Source organism: Mycolicibacterium lutetiense (assembly GCF_017876775.1).
GTDB lineage: Bacteria > Actinomycetota > Actinomycetes > Mycobacteriales > Mycobacteriaceae > Mycobacterium > Mycobacterium lutetiense.
In genome coordinates this window covers 2,958,019-2,977,553 of sequence record NZ_JAGIOP010000002.1, presented here as the reverse complement: position 1 = coordinate 2,977,553, position 19,535 = coordinate 2,958,019, and the positions used below count along the sequence as shown (strand labels likewise).

The following is a 19,535-nucleotide window of genomic DNA, read 5'->3' as shown; positions in this document are numbered from 1 at the left end:
GTACCGCAGCGTCTGCTCGCGAGGCTAGGTCCCTACTGAGGCCGGTTCCTGCGGCGCTTCCTGTTCAGCTGGAGCCTCCGCCGGCTCCGCATCGGGCAGCTGACCCACGAGGTACTCGGCCAGCCCTCCGATGCTCGGGTAGTCGAACACCGCGGTCGCGTTGAGCGTGAACTTTCCGCCGAACTGAGTGTGCAGCCGGTTGCGGAGTTCGATCGCCATCAGCGAGTCCGTGCCGAGATCCAGGAAGCGGCTGGTCGCGGCAGGCGGAGAGGCGAGGCGCAGGAAGTTCTGCACCTCCTTCTGCAGGAACTCGGTCACGAACCCGGCCCGCTGCGGCACCGGGATCTCGAGCAGCTGCTTGAGAACCTCGCTGTCGCCGACGATCTCACCGACAGCACTCGGCAACACCAGATCGAGGATCGGTGGACGCGAACTTCCCAGCACCTTCGCGGCCCGCTGCCAGTTGGCTTTGATGACGGCCGCCTGGCCGGTGCCGTTGGCGACAACTTCGGCGAGGGCGGAGAGCGCCCCCGAAGGATCCAGCGGAATCAGGCCCTGCGCACTGATATTGGCGGTGGCCGCCTCCGAAGAGGCCATGCCGCCCTGACCCCAGGGGCCGAAATTGATGCCGGTGGCCGGCAAGCCCTGCGCCCGGCGCTGCGCGATCAGGCCGTCGAGCAATGCATTGGCCGTCGCGTAGTTGGACTGCCCGGGTGAACCGAACAAGCTGGACACCGAGGAGGACACGATGAAGAAGTCCAGTTCGTCGTCCTTGGTCAACCGGTCCAGATGCTCGGCGCCGAAGGCCTTGGGCGCCAGTGTCGTCCGGAACCGTTCCATGCTCTGCTGACCCAGCAACGCGTCGTCGAGCACACCCGCCAGATGGACCACGCCGGCCAGCGGCGAGACCTCTGTACGGATCCGCTCCAACAGCTTCGCCACCTCGGATTCCTCGCCGACATCGGCGGTGAACACGTGGATACGGGTCTTGCACCGCTCGGTGATCTCCTCGATCAACTTCTGCGCGTCCGCATCGGGTGCGCGCCGGCTGGTCAACACGATGTCGCCGGCACCGAGCTGGGCCAGGTAGGACGCCGTATGTAGGCCGATGGCACCGAGGCCACCGGTGATCAGATAGCTCCGATCAGCCTTGGGCTGCAGCGGATTCGGGATCTGCACCACGATCTTGCCGATGTGCCGAGCCTGCTGCATGCGGCGGAACGCGGCCCTCGCCTCGGTCAGTGGGTAGATCTCCGCCGGCAGCGGCGTCCACTGGCCATTGGCCAGTCCCTCCGAAATTTCAACGAGCAAGTCGCGAATGCGATCGGGCTCGGTGAACATCACCGTGTCCAACGCGACGATCTCGTAGTCGATGTCGGCTCGGGCCTCGGCCATCTTCTCCGGTGACCAGATGTCGCGCTTGGCGATCTCGGCGAAGCGCCCGTTCTGGGCGGTGGCCTTCAGCGTCGCCTCGATGAAGCCCTCACTCGTCAGGCTGTTGAGCACCACGTCCACGCCGGCGCCGTCGGTGTCCGCCAGGATCTGATCGGCGAAATCTGTCGTCCGCGAGTCGTAGACGTACTTCACGCCCAGCTTGCGCAGGGTTGCGCGTTTGAACGTGCTGGCCGTGGCGAACACCTCGGCCCCGAACTGCTGGGCCATCTGAACGGCCGCCAACCCGACACCGCCGCTGGCGGCGTGGATCAGCACCTTGTCGCCCGGCTTCAGTTGCGCCCAGTCGAACGACAGTCGAACCGTCAGCGCCGCAGCAGGAATGGTCGCGGCTTCCACCGCGCTCACCCCGTCCGGGATCGGCGCCAGGAACTGGGCCGGCACGTTGAACCGACTGGCGAAGGCGCCCTGCATGGAGCCGTAGACGCGCTGCCCGACCTCGAGCCCGGTGACATCCTCGCCCAATTGCGTGACAACACCGGCGAAGTCACCGCCGATCGGTCCGGGATCACCCGGGTAGAGACCCAGGACGTTGAGCACGTCACGGAAGTTGAGGCCCGCGGCCTCCACCCGGACCTGCACGTAACCCTCGTCCGGCGGCGGCACCTCCTTCTCGGTGAGCCGCAGGTTGTCGATGGCACCGCGTTCGGTGGGTGCGAGGACGTAATCGCTCCCGCGTGGCACCGTGAGATGTCCGCTGCGTGCCCACGGTAGCAACCGCGATGCCAGCAGTTTCCCTTGCCGCACTGCGAGTTCCGGCTCATCAACCGGGGTGGCCAGCAGATTCGCCAGGGCCTGCACGGCCTCCGGCGATCCGTCGCAATCGACGAGCTTGGCGCGCAGCGCCGGTTCCTCGTTGATCGTGGTGCGCCCGAATCCCCAGAGTGCCGCCTGCACCGGATCCACCGGCTCACCCGATTCGGTGGCCACGGCGCGCTCGGTCACGATCCACAACCCATTCGGAAGTTTCACGCCGCCGTTTTGTGAACCGCCCTGCACGGCGTGCACCGCGCCGAGCAGGTTGGCGATCTCTGCTTCGAGTCGCGCCTGGCTGTCAGCGCCGGCCTCTGCTGTACCCGGCGCACTCGCCCGCCAGACGACGCCGGAGAACGGCAGGCCGCGCTCCTTGGCCTCAGCCAGCACCTCGCCCAGCTGCTGACCGGTGTTGCGATCGAAGGGAATGCAGCCCGGAACCTTGGCGGCAAGCTCGTCGAACCCGGCGATCAGCCAGGTGCCACTGGCGCTTTCGGCCGCACCATCGTCGGATACCGGTACCGGGACCTCATGCCAGCCCAGGGTGTACAGCAGCCGGGTGGCGTCGCCGCCGAGACCACGCAGCAATGCTTCGCGGGGTGCGCGCTTGACGGTGAACTCGCGAATACCGCCAAGGTGGCGGCCATCCCGATCGATGTAGTCGAGATCGAACACCTGGGTCTCGCTGTCGAGGGGGCTCTCGTGCCACTTCGCGCGGCAGTAGAACCGCCGGGGCATCTTCTCTTTCAACGTGACCTGCCCGTACCGCAGTGGCAGGAACAGATCGTTGACACCTTGTTCGGCGGCGAGCAGCGCCGGGAACGCCGGGAAGGCGACACCCGTGCACAGGTCCATCAGGACCGGGTGCATCGGCTCGGTTCCGAGTTGTTCGGCGAGTTCCTCGCCGACCAGGATGTCGCCGATCGCCTCGCCCTCACCGAGCCACAGTGATTTGAGGGAGCCCGACCAGGTTGGGCCCCAGGCCAACTCCAGATCGGCGAAGGTCTCGAACAGCTCCTGCGGACGCATCCGGTTCAGCCGCTCGATCGTCTCGTCGATCGGATCGTCCTCGGTGGCGGGTTCTTCGGTGCTGTCGTCCAAGCCGGCGACCACGGTGCCTTCGGCATTCAGCGACCAGTCGGTGTCGCGTTCCCCGTAGGGGCGGCTGTGAACCTGGAACTTCCACCCACCGCCGTCGTCCAACGGATGCAGGGTCAGCTGCACTTCGCGGGAACTCTTCTCGGGCAGGATGATCGGCTCGTAGAAGAAGACGTCTCGAGCCCGGGCTGGGGTGCCGACCGCGGCCAGCGCCATCGCGGCATACGTCGCACCGGGGACGACGACGGTGCCGTAGATGACGTGATCGGACAGCCAGGGCTGGGATCTGACGGACAACCTGCTGGTGTAGACCGAGTCGCCCGACGCGAGATCCTTTGCACTTCCCAGGATCCCGGACGAAACGGCCGACCCCATGCCTCCGTCCACGGCGATCCCGGCCGACTTGGGCCAGAAGCGGCGGTGCTGGAACGGATATGTCGGCAACTCGATCTTGTGGCCGGGCCGGCGTTGCACCGCTGCGAAGTCGGGCCGGAGGCCGCCGACGTAGGCTGCGGCCAGTGCGTCGGCGACCTGGCGCCGATCACCGAAGCCCTTGCGTAGGGAGACGATCGCCCGCGGTGCGGCCAGGTGCTCAGGCCATACCTGTACCGCCGCGCTGGTCAGTACCGGTTGCGGACCGATCTCCATCAGTACCGAGCAGCCCAGCGCCGCGACCGTACGCACGCTTTCGGAGAACTGCACGGGCTGACGCGAATGTCGGCGCCAGTACTGAGCATCGAGCGGAGTCTGGGCCGTCAGGATGGCTCCGGTGCGGTTACAGACCAGGGGGAGCGTCGGCGTGGCGAACTGCACCTGCGCTGCGTACGCCTCGAATTCGTCGAGTACCGGATCCAGCAGTTCCGAGTGGAATGCGTGGCTGGTCTGCAGCCAGGTGCAGCGGATCCCGTCCTCACCGAACCGGGTGACGATCTCCTCGAGATCGTCACCGGGGCCCGAGAGCACGGTGTTGGGCCCGTTGTAGGCGCCGACCGACACCCGCGGGAATTTTCCTGCGATCTCCTCGACGTGCTTGGGGTCGGCGAATACCGCCACCATCCGTCCACCTTCGGGCAGGCTGCCGAACAGGCGGCCGCGCTCGGCCATCAGCCGGGCACCGTCCTCCAGGCTGAAAACCCCAGCGACGCAGGCCGCTGCGTACTGGCCCACGCTGTGGCCCAGCACGACATCGGCTTCGATTCCCCATGACTGCCATAGCCGAGCCAGGCCCATCTCGACAGCGAAGAGCGCCGGCTGCGCATAGGACGTGTCCCGCAGGCTTTCTGCAGCACCGCTACCGGTGGCGAACATCACCTCAAGCAACGGACGCGGCAGCATGCTCTGGATCGCGTCGGCGCACCGCGTCACGGTCGCGGCGAAAACCGGCTCGGTGTCGAACAACTCACGCGCCATCCCCGGGTACTGGCTGCCCTGCCCGGTGAACAGCCATGCGGTGGTCGGCTGGTTCGTGTGCTCACCGCGCACCAGGCCCGGTCGGGTCCGGTTCTCGGCCATGTCGGCCAACCCCTGGCGGGCCTCCTCGATCGAATCCACGACCAGCGCGGCCCGATGCTCGAAGTGCGAGCGTCCTGTTCCGGCGGTCAGGCAGACGTCGGTGAGGTCGGCGTCCGGGTGGGCACTCAGCCACGTTTCGTAACGCTGTGCCAGTGCGACGAGTGCTTCCGGCGACCGCGCGGACAGCGGCAGCATCGTGACCTGTTCGCCGGAAGCAGCCGATTCCGCCACGGCCTCGTCGGCCGGGAGTTCCTCGGCAGCGACCGGTCGTGCGGGCGCCTCCTCGATCAGCACGTGCGCGTTGGTGCCGGTGAATCCGAACGAGCTCACACCGGCTCGGCGCGGCCGGCCATTGGTCTGCCAGGGAGTCGCCTTGTCCACGACCTGCACCGGCAGGGAGTCCCACGGGATGTGGGGTGACGGGTTTTCGAAGTGCAGGCTCTGCGGCAGGATTTCATGCTGCAGCGACAACACGACCTTGATCAGACCCGCTGCGCCCGAGGCTGATTCGGTGTGGCCGATGTTGCTCTTGACCGAACCCATCAGCAACGGTCGATCGGCATCACGCGAGGTGCCGTAGGCGGCGGCTGCCGCCTGGACCTCGATCGGATCGCCGAGCGGGGTGCCCGTCCCGTGTGCTTCGAGGTAGTCGACGTCCCCGCCGGTCCACCCGGCGCGGGCCAGTGCCGTTCCGATGAGCCGCTGCTGCGCACCACCATTGGGCACGGTCAAGCCGCTCGATGCGCCGTCCTGGTTCACCGCGCTGCTGGGAATGACCGCGCAGATCCGGTCGCCGTCGCGTTCCGCGTCGCTCAGCCGCTTGAGCACGAGAACGCCGCAGCCCTCACTGCGTACGTAGCCGTCCGCGGAGGCGTCGAAGGTCTTGCACCGCCCGACGGGGGAGAGCATGCGTGCGCGCGATGCGGCGACGACGGTCACCGGAGAGAGCAGGACGTTCACGCCGCCGGCCAACGCCAGGTCGCAGTCGCCGGAGTGCAATGCCTGGCAGGCCTGATGGATCGCCACCAAGGCCGAACTGCACGCGGTATCGACGGCCATTGCCGGGCCTTCGAATCCGAGTGCGAAGGCAACCCGGCCGGAGATGGCATTGAGGGCATTGCCGGTGATGAAGTACGGCTCGATCTTGTCGATCGACTCTGACGACAGCAGGTGCGCGTACTCGTTGGCGGCCACCCCGGCGAAGACGCCGGTCCGACTGCCGCGCAGCGCGGCAGGCGAATACCCGGCCCGCTCGAGCCCCTCCCAGACCGTTTCGAGCATCAGCCGTTGCTGCGGCTCGATCCAGACGGCCTCACGCGGGGAGATGCCGAAGAACTCGGGGTCGAATCCGTCGATACCGTCGAGGAATCCGCCGAAGCGCGTGTAGGTCTTGCCCGGTGCCTCGGGATCCGGGTCGTAGAACTCGTCGATGTCGAATCGGTCTTCGGGTACTTCCCGGATGGCGTCGACACCACCGGACAGCAAGTCCCAGAAGGCTTCCGGGTTGGGTGCGCCGGGGAAGCGGCACGACACAGCGACGATCGCGATGGGCTCGTCGGTGCGGGTTGTCACTGCTGCCGGTTGTTGCGTCGGCTTGGCCTGCTCGTTGAGGCCGAGCACGTCGCCGAGCAGGTATTCGGCTACGTCGGAAATCCGGGGGTAGTCCATCACCAGCGTGATGGGGATCTCCGCGCCCACTCCCTGTTCGATACGGCGGCGCAACTCGACGGCCATCAGCGAGTCCATGCCGAGGTCGAAGAACCCGGCATCCTCGCGGATCTCCGATGAGTCCACCCGCGTCACCTCTGCCACCGCGTCGCGCAGGTGGTCGGTCAGGAGCTTCTTGCGCTGCTGCACAGGGGCATTGGCCAGGCGCTCGACCAGCTGCGTCTTGCCGGATGCAGTAGAGGGCGTGGCGCTCGAGAGTTGTGCCGGTACCTCACGTTCCAGCTCGGCCAGGAATCCACGCCGGCCCGCCTGCTGGTACAGCGGCAGGAAGCGGGCCCAGTCGATCCGGGCCACGACTCCTTGGGCCGCCGAGGACGCCGCTACGACGTCGGCCAGTCCGGCCAGTGCATCGGCGGGTGGCAGTGTCCGGACACCACGCTGATCCAGCCGGGCACGAGACTCCGCGTCGGCCATACCCGCGGCCCATGGACCGAAGTTGACGCTGGTCCCCGGGATGTTCTTCTCGCGCTGCCGCCAGGCCAGGCCGTCGAGGAAGGCATTCGCCGCACCGTAGGCGGTCTGACCGTACCCGCCCCAGACCGAGGCGATCGACGAGGTGCTGATGAAGAAGTCGAGCTTCGCCTCTGCCGCTGCTTCACTCAAATGCCAGGCACCCCAGACCTTCCCGGCGAAGACGCGATCTACCTCGTCGTCGTCCAGGTTGGCCAGCGGGGTGGTGCCGAGTTCGCCCGCGGCGTGCACGATGCCCGCCAGTGGCGGCAGCTCGGCAGTCAGGGTCTTCAACAGGCGTGCGACGTCGTGCGCATCGGCGACGTCGGCAGTGACGGCACGGATGTCGCACCCGTGCTGGTCGCTGAGTTTCGCGATGCGTTGCGCGACGGCCTCGCTGGGGGCGCGACGGCTGGTCAGCACCAGGTGCTTGGCGCCGTGGGCGGCCAGATATCCGGCGATCTCCAGACCGATCGACCCTAATCCGCCGGTCACCAGATACGCAGCGTCGCTGCGCAGTTCCAGTGGCGTGCCGCTCGGCAGGTCCTCCCGGCGGACCAGCCGGGGGACATAGACCGCCTGATCGCGCAATGCGAGCTGGTCTTCACGCCGGGCCGCGTCGGTCGACGTCGTGATGCGGTTGAGCAGCGCGGTCCACTCGCCGGCACTGCCGTCCGACAGGTCGGCCAGTCCGCCCCACAGCTGCGGGAGCTCCAGCGCGGCGGCGCGGCCGAATCCCCAGAGGGCTGTCTGTTCGGGCGCCACGGTGTCGGCATCGGTGACGTGCTGTGCGCCGCGGGTGACCAGCCAGATCGGAGCCCTCAGGTCAGCTTCGGCCGCGGCGCGCAACAGACGTCGCGTTCCGGCCAGGATCTGGTGTTGCATCCGCAGCAGTGACCGCATCGAGGGCTCGGTCTTGGCTTCCGGTTCCCCGTCCAGGGCTGCCACGTGAAGGATGTGAAGTGTCGAACCGTCCGCGGCCGCAGTGCGCAATGCGTCGGCAAGTTGATCGGTGTCTGCGTCGGACGTCGGCAGCGCGAGGAACCGATACCGCTGTCCGCGCGAGGTCAGCACGTCGACCAGTGGCTGGACTGCCGGGGACTGCTCACCGATGAGCAGCCAGGCGGACGACTCTCCGGAATCCGCGCCCGACAGCGGAGTAACCGCTTTCTCCCAGCGGAACTCGTAGCGGTCGTCGGCGATGGACTTGGTCGATCGTTGACGGTTGTGTTGCGCAGCGAGCTTGGTCAGCACATCCAGGGTCTGACCGTCGCCGCCCGCGCCGTCGAGCAGGGTCGCGAGCTCCTCGAGGCGGCCGTCTTCGAGAAGGCGAACGGCCTGGGTGCGCGGACCGGCAACGTGCTGTCGTTGGTTGGGCTCTTCTCGATTGTCCCGATACCAGTACTGGCGATGCTCGAACGGGTAGGTGGGCAGATCGAGCTTCCGTGCGTTCGCGTGCCGGAACGCGCCGAATTCGGGCAGGTGGCCCAAGACGTACGCGTCGGCGACGGCCTCGGTGATCTGCCGCTGGTCGGCGGTGTTGCGGCGCAGCGACGCGATCACCCGCGGTGCGGTGGCCTGGTCGGGCCAGGCCCCCAGGGCCGTGGCGGTGAGCACCGGCCGTGGCCCGATCTCGACCAGCAGCTTGCAGTTCATGTCGGCAAGGGTGCGCACGGTCTTGGCGAACTCCACCGGTTGGCGGGCATGCCTGCGCCAATAGGCGCCATCGAGCTTCACGCTCCTGCCCAGCGCCGCGCCGGTGCGGTTGTCGATCAGAATCCGTTGTGGTGCGTTGAAAGTGACGCGGTTTGCATACGATTCGAATTCGTCGAGGATCGGATCCAGCAGCGCCGAGTGGAAGGCGTGGCTGGTTTCGAGCCAGTCGCACCGCACACCGTCAGCGGTGAGTCCGGCGACCGCCCTCTCCAGTTCCTCCGCAGGCCCCGACAGCACCGTGTTGGCACCGTTGTAGGCGGCGACCGACAGCGTGGGGAACTCGTCGGTGAGGCTCTCCACCCGCTCGGCGGCGGTGAACACCGCGACCATGCGGCCACCTGCGGGCAAGCTGCCGAAGAGGCGACCCCGTTCGGCCATCAGCAGGGCGCCGTCCTCCAGACCGAATACGCCCGCGACGCATGCGGCCGAGTACTGACCGACGCTGTGGCCCGCCACCACGTCGGGTTCGAATCCCCACGATTGCCAGAGCCGGGCCAGACCCATCTCCAGTGCGAACAGGGCGGGCTGGGCATAGGAGGTCTTGCGCAGCGTCTCATCGGCGCCATCCGGGCCGTCCAGATCGAAGATCACGTCCAGCAGAGGCTTGTCGAGCTTGTCTGCGATCGCCGCCGCGCAGCGCTTCAGCGTCTCGGCGAATACCGGCTCGGATTCGAACAGCTCCCGGGCCATACCGGCGTACTGGCTGCCCTGGCCGGTGAACAGCCAGGCCGTCTTGGGCTTGTCGTGGGATTCGCCGCGAATCAAGCCCGGCGCCGGGCGATCGTCGGCGAGCGCGCCGAGCAGTTCGATGGCGGATTCCCTCGAATCGACCACGAGCGCGGCCCGGTGCTCAAGGTGTGCCCGGCTGACCCCTGCGGTGTGGCACACGTCGGTCAGGGTGGCCTCGGGGTGAGCGCTCATCCAATCGCGATATTGCTCAGCGACCTGCACCAATGCGGCGGGTGTGTGTGCCGAGAGGGGGAGGATGCCGAACCGCTCCGGTCTGGGCTGGTCCACCGGACTCGCTGCCGCCGGTTCGGGTGCTTCCTCCAGGATGACGTGGGCGTTCGTCCCGGCGAACCCGAACGAACTGACACCCGCGATGCGTGGCGTGCCATTGCGCTCCCAGGGGGTGGCCTCTTTGACGACCTCCACCGCGAGCCGGTCCCACGGGATGTGCGGCGACGGGTTCTGGAAGTGCAGGTGCTGGGGTAGCAACTCGTTCTCGAGCGACAGGACGACCTTGATGACGCCCGCGATTCCGGCGGCGGCCTCCAGATGCCCGATGTTCGTCTTTGCCGAGCCCATCAACAATGGCTGCCCGGGTTCGCGTCCGGCGCCGAATGCCGCACCTGCGGCCTGGGCCTCGATCGGGTCTCCCAGCGATGTCCCGGTGCCGTGGGCTTCCAGGTAGCCGACCTCTTTGGGTTCCAGACCGGCCCGTTCGAGTGCATCAGCGATGACGCGCTGCTGAGCGACGCCGTTGGGCACCGTCAATCCACCCGACGCGCCATCTTGGTTGATCGCGCTGCCGCGGATCACGGCCCGGATGTGGTCACCGTCGCGGATGGCGTCCTCGAGGCGTTTGATGACGATGACGCCGCAGCCCTCGCCGCGCACATAGCCGTCGGCGGCCGCGTCGAACGTCTTGCACCGGCCGTCCGGCGCCAGCATGTGCGCACTGGAGAAGGTGATCATGGTGGCGGGCGTGAGCAGGACGTTCGCACCGCCGGCCAGGGCGAGGTCGCATTCGTTCAAGCGGAGTGCTTGGCACGCTTGATGGATCGCCACCAGCGACGAGCTGCATGCGGTATCGACGGCGACCGAGGGGCCCTGCAGACCTAATCGATAGCTGATCCGGCCGGCGGCCGCGGCATTCGACGTCCCGATGGCCATGTAGGCCTCGATCTCGGGGTAGGTCAGCTCGTCAGAGGCCATTCCGAGGTAGTCGTGGGTGGCCAGACCCACGAACACGCCAGTGTTGGTGTCAGCCAATGCGGTTGGTGCGGTACCCGAGTGTTCCACCGCGCGCCAGGCCGTTTCCAGCAGGAGTCGATGCTGCGGGTCCATCAACCTGACCTCGCGTGTCGACATGCCGAAGAACGGCGCGTCGAATCCGGTTACGTCATCGACGAAACCCGCGCGGCGGGTCACCACCTTGCCTGGTACGCCGGGCTCCGGATCGAAGAATTCTTCGACGTCCCAGCGGTCTTCGGGTACGTCCGAGATCCCTTCGCGTCCCGTCCGCAGCAGGTCCCAGAAGCCGTCGGCGTCCGGGGCGCCTGGAAAGCGTGCAGCGTAGCCAACGATGGCAAAGCGTGCGGACTGGTCGTTCGGATGTGCAACGGATTTCATCCCGTTGGCCTCCTCGCATTGGCGTGCAGAAAATACACCTCCGCGCATCCCCCCGAAAGCGCCTGAAGATCAACCCGACCCACTATTGCACGCGAACCTGTGGCGCGCGCGACTCCCCTTGCCCTGTCAAGGTTCCCCGCGTTGCCCTCTGCTTCCCCTGTCAAAGTTCCCTCGGCAAGCTCCCTGGGCCATCTCCCTGGATCGGCAGGTATGTTGTTGCTCTGGGGGGTCCCGCCGGCCCGGAAGCGGCCGCGCGCAGAGCACTACTGGGAGGGCCTGAGTTTTGCGGATCGGTAAGATAACTGTTGGCGCACTTGATGAATGGTCGCTGAGTCCTGGCTCGGTGACCTCCTGGCATCCGACGGCCGCGGCTCAGGAAACGGCAAGAAACGCACCGGTCAGCTCGGTGCCGGTTAGCTACATGCAGGGCCAACATCTGCGTAATTACAGCCGGCGTAAAGCTGCGGGATTGAACTTCTCACGGCAGATCATCGCTAGCTGTGAGGTTGCTGGGCAATGTGACATCTCCGCCATGGATCACGCGGTGAATACCTACCTGCGCAGGCACGACACATTCCGGAGTTGGTTCAAAGAAGGCGATGACGGCCAATTCGTCAGGCATGCAATGGAGAACCCGTCCGATATCGAGTTTGTGCCGGTCGACCATGGCAACTTGACCGTCGACGAAATTCACGATCACGTTGTGGCCATACCGAATCCCCTGGAATGGGGCTGCTTTACGTTCGGCATCATCCAGAACGAGAACCACTTCACTTTCTTTGCTGCGATGGATCACGTCCACGGAGACGCGACGTTGATCGGCACCACAATGATGGAAGCCAACGGAATGTATTCCGCGATGAGCGGCAGCGGTCAGGCCCTCACGCTTCCTGACGCCGGTAGCTTCGACGATTTCTGTATCCGCGAGCGTGAATACACATCGGCGTTGACCCTGGAATCGCCGGGCGTGCGTGCCTGGATCGACTTCGCCGAGAACAACCGGGACGGATTTCCGGAATTCCCACTGCCACTGGGTAATCCGAACGAGTCGACCAGCAGCGCCTGGTCCACTGAGGTCCTGTTGGATCCGGCGCAGACGGAGCGTTTCGAGGGTGCATGCGCGGCGGCCGGCGCCCGCTTTGTCGGTGGGTTGTTTGCATGCCTCGGCCTGGTGGAGCACGAGTTCACCGGTGCGCTCACGTATTACGGCCTCACGCCGAGGGATTCCCGCACAGCCGGCGACAATTTCATGACACAGGGTTGGTTCACCGGACTGATACCGATCACCGTTCCGGTGGCGGCGACCTCGTTCAGCGACGCCGCCTGGGCGGCGCAGCAGTCTTTCGATTCGGGCCTGGACATGGCAAGAGTTCCGTATTACCGCGTGCTGGAGTTGGCACCTTGGCTGAACTGGCCACAGCCGAACTTCCCGGTATCGAACTTTCTGCACGGTGGGGCTGCGCCGCTCAACGCCATCCTCGCGGCGGGTGACATGGGACTGGCGAACAACATCGGTATGTATCCGGACAACCGGTTCTCCTACCAATTGACGATCTATATCTTCCGGTACGGGGAGGGCACGGTCATGGCGATCATGCATCCCGACAACCCGGTCGCCGAGAAGTCGGTAACCCGCTACCTCGAGGCGATGAAATCGGTGTCGTCACGAGTTGCTGACAGCGGGCACTGGGGCCGGGTCGCGTAGCGGAGAGCAAACAATGGTCATGAATTTTCCGCTTTGCTCCACCTTCGAGATGAAGGTGAGGGCAACATGCGACGGTTAGCCGATTTTGTGGTGCGGTGGCCCTGGGCAGTGATCGGGGCCTGGGCCGCACTGCTGATCGCCCTGCCGCTGACGTTCCCCTCCCTCGGCGAGATGGCCGAGAAGCACCCGCTGGCAATCCTGCCGAACGATGCGCCGTCGAGCATCACCGCCCAGAAGATGACCGAGGCGTTCCACGAATCGGGCAACAACGACCTGTTGTTGGTGGCCCTGATCAACGAGAACGGGCTGGACTCCTCGGACGAGGCGACCTACCGCAAGCTGGTGGACGCGCTGCGCGACGACGTGAAAGATGTCGAGAGCGTTCAGGATTTCATCGGCACCCCACAACTGCGACAGTTCCTGACCAGCAAGGACAAGACCACCTGGGTACTTCCGGTGGGCCTGGTGGGTGAGTTGGGCACACCGCGGGCGATGGACTCGTTCAACCGGGTTTCCGACATCGTCAAACTCAGCACAGCCGGCAGTCCGCTGGCCGTGCACCTCACCGGTCCGGCGGCCACCGCCGCCGATCTCACCGTGGCGGGGGAGAACGATCGACTGCCGATCGAGATCGCGATCGCCGTCCTGGTCCTGGCCGTGTTGCTGTTGGTCTACCGCAGCGCTGTCACGATGCTGCTGCCGTTGATCACGATCGGGTCGTCCCTGCTCATCGCGCAGGCACTGGTGGCGGGATTTTCGCAGCTGACCGGCGCGGGTGTGTCGAACCAGTCCGTCGTATTTCTGAGTGCGATCATGGCCGGTGCCGGCACGGATTACGCGGTCTTTCTGATCAGCCGCTATCACGACTATCTGCGATCGGACAACGATTTCGACCAGGCGGTCCGGGCCGCGATGATGTCGATCGGGAAGGTCATCTCCGCATCTGCCGCGACGGTGGGGCTCACGTTCCTGCTGCTGAGCTTCACCAAAATGGGTGTGTTCAAAACTGTCGGGGTGTCGGCCGCGATCGGTATCGGCGTGGCGTATCTGGCCGGAATGACCCTGTTACCGGCCATCCTGGCCCTGGTCGGGCCCCGCGGCTGGGTCAAGCCGCGGCGCGAGCTGACCGCCCGGTTCTGGCGGCGTTCCGGTATCCGCATCGTTCGCCGACCGGTTCCGCATCTCGTCGCCAGCCTTCTGGTGTTGGCCCTGCTGGCCGGCGCCGCAATCTTTGCCCGCTACAACTATGACGATCGCAAGGTGGTGGCGTCGTCGGCGCCGAGTTCGATCGGGTACGCCGCGGTGGAACGCCATTTCCCCATCGCCCAGTCCATTCCCGAATACATCCTCATCCAGTCGCCGCACGACCTGCGCACCCCGAGGGCTCTCGCAGACCTGGAGCAGCTGGCTTCGCGTGTCGCCCAGCTACCGGACGTCGGTCTGGTCAGCGGCATCACCCGGCCCCTGGGGGAGGTACCCGCGGAATTCCGGGCGACCTTCCAGGCCGGCATCGTCGGAGACCGGCTGGCCGACGGTTCCACCCAGATCGACCAGCGTTCGAGCGACCTCAACCGACTGGCGACCGGGGCCGACACGCTGGCCGACAGCCTCGCGGACGTGCGCACCCAGATCAACCAGATTGCGCCCAGTCTCCAGAGTGCGGTCGATGCGTTCTCCTCCGCGCGCACCGAATACGGTGGCGACAAGCTGGTGCGGGACGTCGACACCGCGGCCAAGCTGGTCGACAGCATCAACGCGTTGTCCAACTCCATGGGCGTCAACTTCGCTGCCGTCAAAAACATGTTTGCCTGGATCGGGCCGGTCCTGATGGCGTTGAACGGCAATGCGGTCTGCGATGCCAACCCCTCGTGCAGTGACAGCCGTATCCAGATGCAACGGCTCATGGACGAGAACCAGGACGGCAGCCTCGACCACATCAACGATCTGGCGCACCAGCTCCAGGGGGGCAGCGGGCAGACTCTCAACGCCACGGTCAAGAAGCTGAACGCGGCACTCGCCGGCGTCACCAAGGCGGCCAATGCCATGGGGATGAACAAGGCAGGCGGTCCGCAGTCGGGCTTGAAGGACTTGCAGAGCGGCGCCAACCGCCTGGCCGGTGGAAGTCGCGAAGTGGCCGGTGGCGTGGACGAACTCGTCAAGCAGATCAAGGTGATCTCCGCCGGGTTGGACCAGGCCTCGGGATTTCTGCTGACGATGCGTAACGACGCGGCAGATCCGGCGCAGGCCGGGTTCAACATCCCGCCCGAGGTGCTGAACATGGAGGAGTTCAAGAAGGCCTCCGCGGCGTACGTCTCGCCGGACGGCAGGTCGGTGCGGTATCTGGTGCAGACAAAGCTCAACCCGTTCAGTCCCGAGGCCATGGACCAGGTCAACCAGATCCAGGACATCGCCCGGGGTGCACAGCCGAACACCACGCTCGCCGACGCCTCGATATCGATGGGCGGTTTCCCGGCCGGGCTGCGGGATACCCGTGACTACTACCAGCAGGACATCCGGTTCATCATCATCGGGACCCTCGTCGTGGTGATGCTGATTCTGATGTTGCTGCTGCGTTCGATCGTCGCTCCGATCTACCTCGTCGCGTCGGTGGTGATCTCCTATCTGGCTGCACTGGGCATCAGCGTCCTGGTGTTCCAGTCGCTACTCGGCGAGCAATTGCATTGGAGCGTGCCACCTTTGGCCTTCGTGGTGCTGGTCGCGGTGGGAGCCGACTACAACATGCTCCTGGTGTCGCGAATGCGGGACGAGTCTCCGCACAGCATTCGGTACGGCATCATTCGCACCCTGAGTTCGACCGGAGGGGTGATCACCGCAGCGGGCCTCATCTTCGCGGCCTCGGTCGCCGGTCTCATGTTCTCCAGTATCGGCATGGTGGTGCAGGGCGGCTTCGTGATCGGCGTCGGCATCTTGCTGGATACCTTCGTGGTGCGCACCATCACGGTGCCGGCCATCGCTGCGCTCATCGGCAAGGCCAACTGGTGGCCGTCACGAATGGGCGACCAGAAGTCGTTGCGCACACCGGCGACGAGTCCGTGACCACGGCGGGAAGCGGGCACGCGTGATGTATGGAAAACTCGAAACGAAGCAAATCGGGCAGGTGCAGAGATGAAGAAGCTACTCGCAGGACTGACGGTCCTGGTAACTGCCGGTGTCACAGGATGTTTCGGCGTTGGATCGGCAGCCGCCGATGACACACAGGCCCCCGGAACGTCGACCGGCGGTACGCCGCCCCCGGCGCCGGCAGACCCCGGGACCGCGTACGCCCTGGGTGGTGCCCACGTCCTCGGCATCCCCTATGACGAGTACATCCGGATGACGGGTGAGCAGTGGTTCCCCGGCATGAAACGGGTGAAGGTCGACTACCCGGCAGGGCAGGTTCAGGGCCATACCCTGGAACGTCTCTTCCCCGGTATCGGTCCGATCGGCGAGCAGATCTATCCCGGTCTGGGCCTCGACGGTCCCAGCATCGGCGAGTCGGTCGACGAGGGTGAAGGAAACCTCGACGCCGCCATCCGCAAGGGCGGTAAGGGACGAGCGATGGGGCTGTCCGAGGGAGCGCTCGTGCTCAACGCGGTGAAGGCGCGTCTGGCCAACGATCCGACTGCCCCGCCACCGGACCAGCTGAGTTTCGCGACGTTCGGCGACCCGATCGCCAAGCACGCCTTCGGGGAGAGCTTCCTGACTCAGAACTTTCCGGTCGGCAGCGTCGTACCGTTCATGGACTACCGCGTCCCGGCGCCCGTGGAGAGCCAGTACCACACCGACCAGTTCGTCTCGGCCTACGACAGCATCGCCGACTGGCCGGACCGGCCCGACAATTGGATGAGCGTGATCAATGCGGTCGCCGGCCTGGCGACCGGTCACACCGCGATCGCATTCACCAATCCGAGCAACGTCCCGCCGCAGAACATCAGGACGACGGTCAACTCCAAGGGCGCGACGACAACGACGTACCTGGTACCCGAAGAGCATCTTCCGCTGGTGTTGCCCTTCAAGTACCTCGGATATGACCAGGACACGCTGAATCAGTTGGACGCGATACTGCTGCCCCGGGTGAACGCGGGTTATTCGCGCAACGACGACCCGGCGACCGCCCCGATCACCGTGGACCCGGTGCACGGTTTCGACCCCGCGGAGGTCACCGCACCCGCCAACGACGCGACGTTCGGCGGCGGCACCGACCCGATGTCGGAGCTGGCCAACGCCGCGCTGTCGGTGCTGAACCCGCAGGGCGCGGGCTGACGGCGCCTGCCGAGCTGATGGATTTCGACGAGTTACGGACGTGACGTGATGCCTACCCCCCAGTCCTCAATCCTCTCGATGCTGCACGCACGTGCGAGCATGCGCCCCGACGACGTGGCCTTCACCTTCACCGATTACGCCGCCGATCCGGCGGGCGTCGACGAGACCCTGACGTGGTCGCAGCTGTCACGCCGGACGATGAACGCGGCACGTGAGATCAGCCTTCACGGCTCCGTCGGTGACCGGGCGGTGATCCTGGCCCCGCAGGGCCTTGAGTACATCGTGGCGTTCCTCGGGTCCATGCAGGCCGGATTCGTGGCGGTTCCGCTCCCCATGCCTCATCGCGGTTCGAGTCATGACCGTGTGAGTGCGGTCTTCATGGATACGAAGCCGTCGGTTGTTCTGACGACATCCGCAGTGGCCGAGGATGTCGGCGATTACGTGGATCAGTCACGGATGAACACTGCGCCGAAGCTCGTTGCGATCGACTCGTTGAACCTGGACGCCGAGGTTGGAGCCGACGGGTTCGACAGTGGCACAATCGAGTTCCCCGCCACGGCGTATCTGCAGTACAGCTCGGGTTCTACCCGGCTGCCGACCGGCGTGATGATCTCCCATCGCAACCTGCAGGTGAATTTCGAGCAGTTGATGCGCTGCTTCTTCACGGACCCGCAGTCCAGGTCGGCACTGGATGCCAGGGTCGTGTCGTGGTTGCCCTTCTACCACGACATGGGGTTGGTACTGGGTGTGTGCGCACCGATTCTGGGTGGCTTACGTGCGGCGTTGACCAGCCCGATTGCGTTCCTGGAGAAGCCGTCCCGGTGGATCCGGGCGCTGGCCGAGAATCCCAATGCTTTTTCGGCCGCGCCCAATTTTGCCTTCGACCTCGCCGCCCGCAAGACGAAGGACGCGGATCTCGCCGGGCTGGACCTGGGCGGGGTGGTGGGCATCATCAATGGCGCCGAGCGCGTGGAGCCAGCGTCGCTGGAGCGGTTCGCCGACAGGTTCGCTCACTTCAACTTCGCCGACCACATGCTGCGCCCGTCGTACGGGATGGCGGAGGCCACTGTTTTCGTGGCGACCGGCGCGTGGTCTGAGTCGGCAGACGATTTCTATTTCGATGTCGACGAGTTGGCAGCGGGCCGCGCGCGCCGCTGTGCTGCCAGAGCGGGGACCGCGCTGGTGCAGTACGCGCTGCCGCAGTCGCCCGTGGTGCGGATCGTCGACGTCGACACCAACCGGGAATGCGCACCGGACGCGGTCGGCGAGATCTGGGTGCACGGCGACAACGTCGCGGCCGGATACTGGAGCAGGCCACCGGAGGAGCAGCAGTGCTTCGGCGCCACCCTCGTCGATCCCTCGCCGGGCACGGTCCACGGGCCTTGGCTCAAAACCGGCGACCTGGGCTTCGTCTCCGGCGGAGAGCTTTTCATCGTCGGCAGGATCAAGGATCTGCTGATCATCCGCGGGCGCAATCATTACCCCGAGGACATCGAGGCGACGGTCCAGCAGATCACCGGTGGCCGGGTCGCGGCCATCTCGACGACGGAGAACAGCACCGAGAAGCTGGTCACCGTCATCGAGCTCAAGAAGCGAGGCGAGTCCCCGGTCGAGGCGGGGCACTGGCTGACCACGATCAAGAGCGATGTCACCTCCGCGATATCGAATGCGCACGGTTTGAATGTCGGGGATCTCGTCCTGGTGCCTCCCGGGTCGATCCCCACGACCACGAGCGGCAAGATTCGCCGGGCGGCCTGCGCGGAGCAGTATCGACAGGACGAGTTCGCTCGGTTGGACGCCTGAGCGGCTGACGTACTACAGCCCGACGAACCCCACGACGACGAGCACGCAGCCGACGGTGGCCACCACCGCGGCGATTTTGCGGTGACGTTGTATCTGCAGCCAGTCGTGCAATGACGCCAGGGTGGCGCGGGTGCGTTCCGGGGCCACCAGGTAGGAGATCAGCGGGATCTCCACGAGCCCGAATGCCACGACGTTGAACAGCAGGAGGGCGCCCACCTGGGTGGCTGCCGCGGCGCCGGAGGCGACGATGAGCGCGAGCGCGGCGAGATAGTCGACCGACGGCAGTGCGATGCCGAGGCCTGCAACGCTTGCGGTCCACAGTGACTGACCGCCCAGCAGTTGCCGGATGCGGGCCATGAGCGGTCCGGGCTCCCGGTCGGGTTTCGGCCCCAGCATGCTCGTCGGCCTTCCCGCCGCCAGGACGGCCGCAGCCAGCAGCGCCAGCGCGCCGACCGCGAGTTGCACTCTGGGAAGAGTGAAATGGGCCGAACCGAGGGCGGGCCGCAGGATGAACAGCACGACCATGCCGACCGCGGTGCCCATCGCGAAACCGCCGATGAGGAACACCAGCAGTTGCAGCAGCGGTCGCGGCCGGTTGAGCATCACGAGGGTCATGCCGATGCGGAACGGCTCCAGGCTGACGGCGGCGGCCATCACCAGAAGCGGAATCCACATGATGGGCGCCAACTTACCGGCGGTG

Annotated in this window: 6 protein-coding genes; 4 read left to right on the top strand and 2 right to left on the bottom strand. The window is 66.0% G+C overall.

Going from position 1 to position 19,535, the window contains the following annotated elements; all coding sequences use genetic code 11:
* Positions 1–24: 24 nt before the first annotated feature.
* The gene (locus tag JOF57_RS23640; RefSeq protein ID WP_209920762.1) at positions 25–11,064 is read right to left on the bottom strand and encodes a type I polyketide synthase; all 11,040 of its coding nucleotides are present in this window, start codon (positions 11,062–11,064) and stop codon (positions 25–27) included.
* Between the two features lie 283 nt (positions 11,065–11,347).
* Here JOF57_RS23640 and JOF57_RS23635 point away from each other — a divergent pair, with 283 nt between their 5' ends.
* From JOF57_RS23635 to JOF57_RS23620, 4 genes are all read left to right on the top strand, one after another.
* Positions 11,348–12,769: a condensation domain-containing protein gene (locus tag JOF57_RS23635; RefSeq protein ID WP_209920746.1), complete on the top strand. Its 1,422-nt coding sequence runs from the start codon at positions 11,348–11,350 to the stop codon at positions 12,767–12,769.
* 66 nt (positions 12,770–12,835) lie between these two features.
* On the top strand, positions 12,836–15,826 hold the full coding sequence (locus JOF57_RS23630; RefSeq protein ID WP_209920740.1) for an MMPL/RND family transporter: 2,991 nt from the start codon (positions 12,836–12,838) through the stop codon (positions 15,824–15,826).
* Positions 15,827–15,895: 69 nt separating this feature from the next.
* A complete protein-coding gene (gene pe, locus JOF57_RS23625; RefSeq protein ID WP_209920738.1) occupies positions 15,896–17,032 on the top strand; it encodes an acyltransferase PE in 1,137 nt (378 codons plus the stop codon).
* Between the two features lie 48 nt (positions 17,033–17,080).
* Positions 17,081–18,835, top strand: a complete 1,755-nt coding sequence (locus JOF57_RS23620) for an AMP-binding protein (RefSeq protein ID WP_209920735.1) — start codon at positions 17,081–17,083, stop codon at positions 18,833–18,835.
* Between the two features lie 12 nt (positions 18,836–18,847).
* Here JOF57_RS23620 and JOF57_RS23615 read toward each other — a convergent pair whose 3' ends face one another.
* Positions 18,848–19,510 (bottom strand): GAP family protein, encoded by a 663-nt coding sequence (locus JOF57_RS23615; protein WP_209923669.1) that lies wholly within the window; start codon positions 19,508–19,510, stop codon positions 18,848–18,850.
* Positions 19,511–19,535 lie beyond the last annotated feature (25 nt).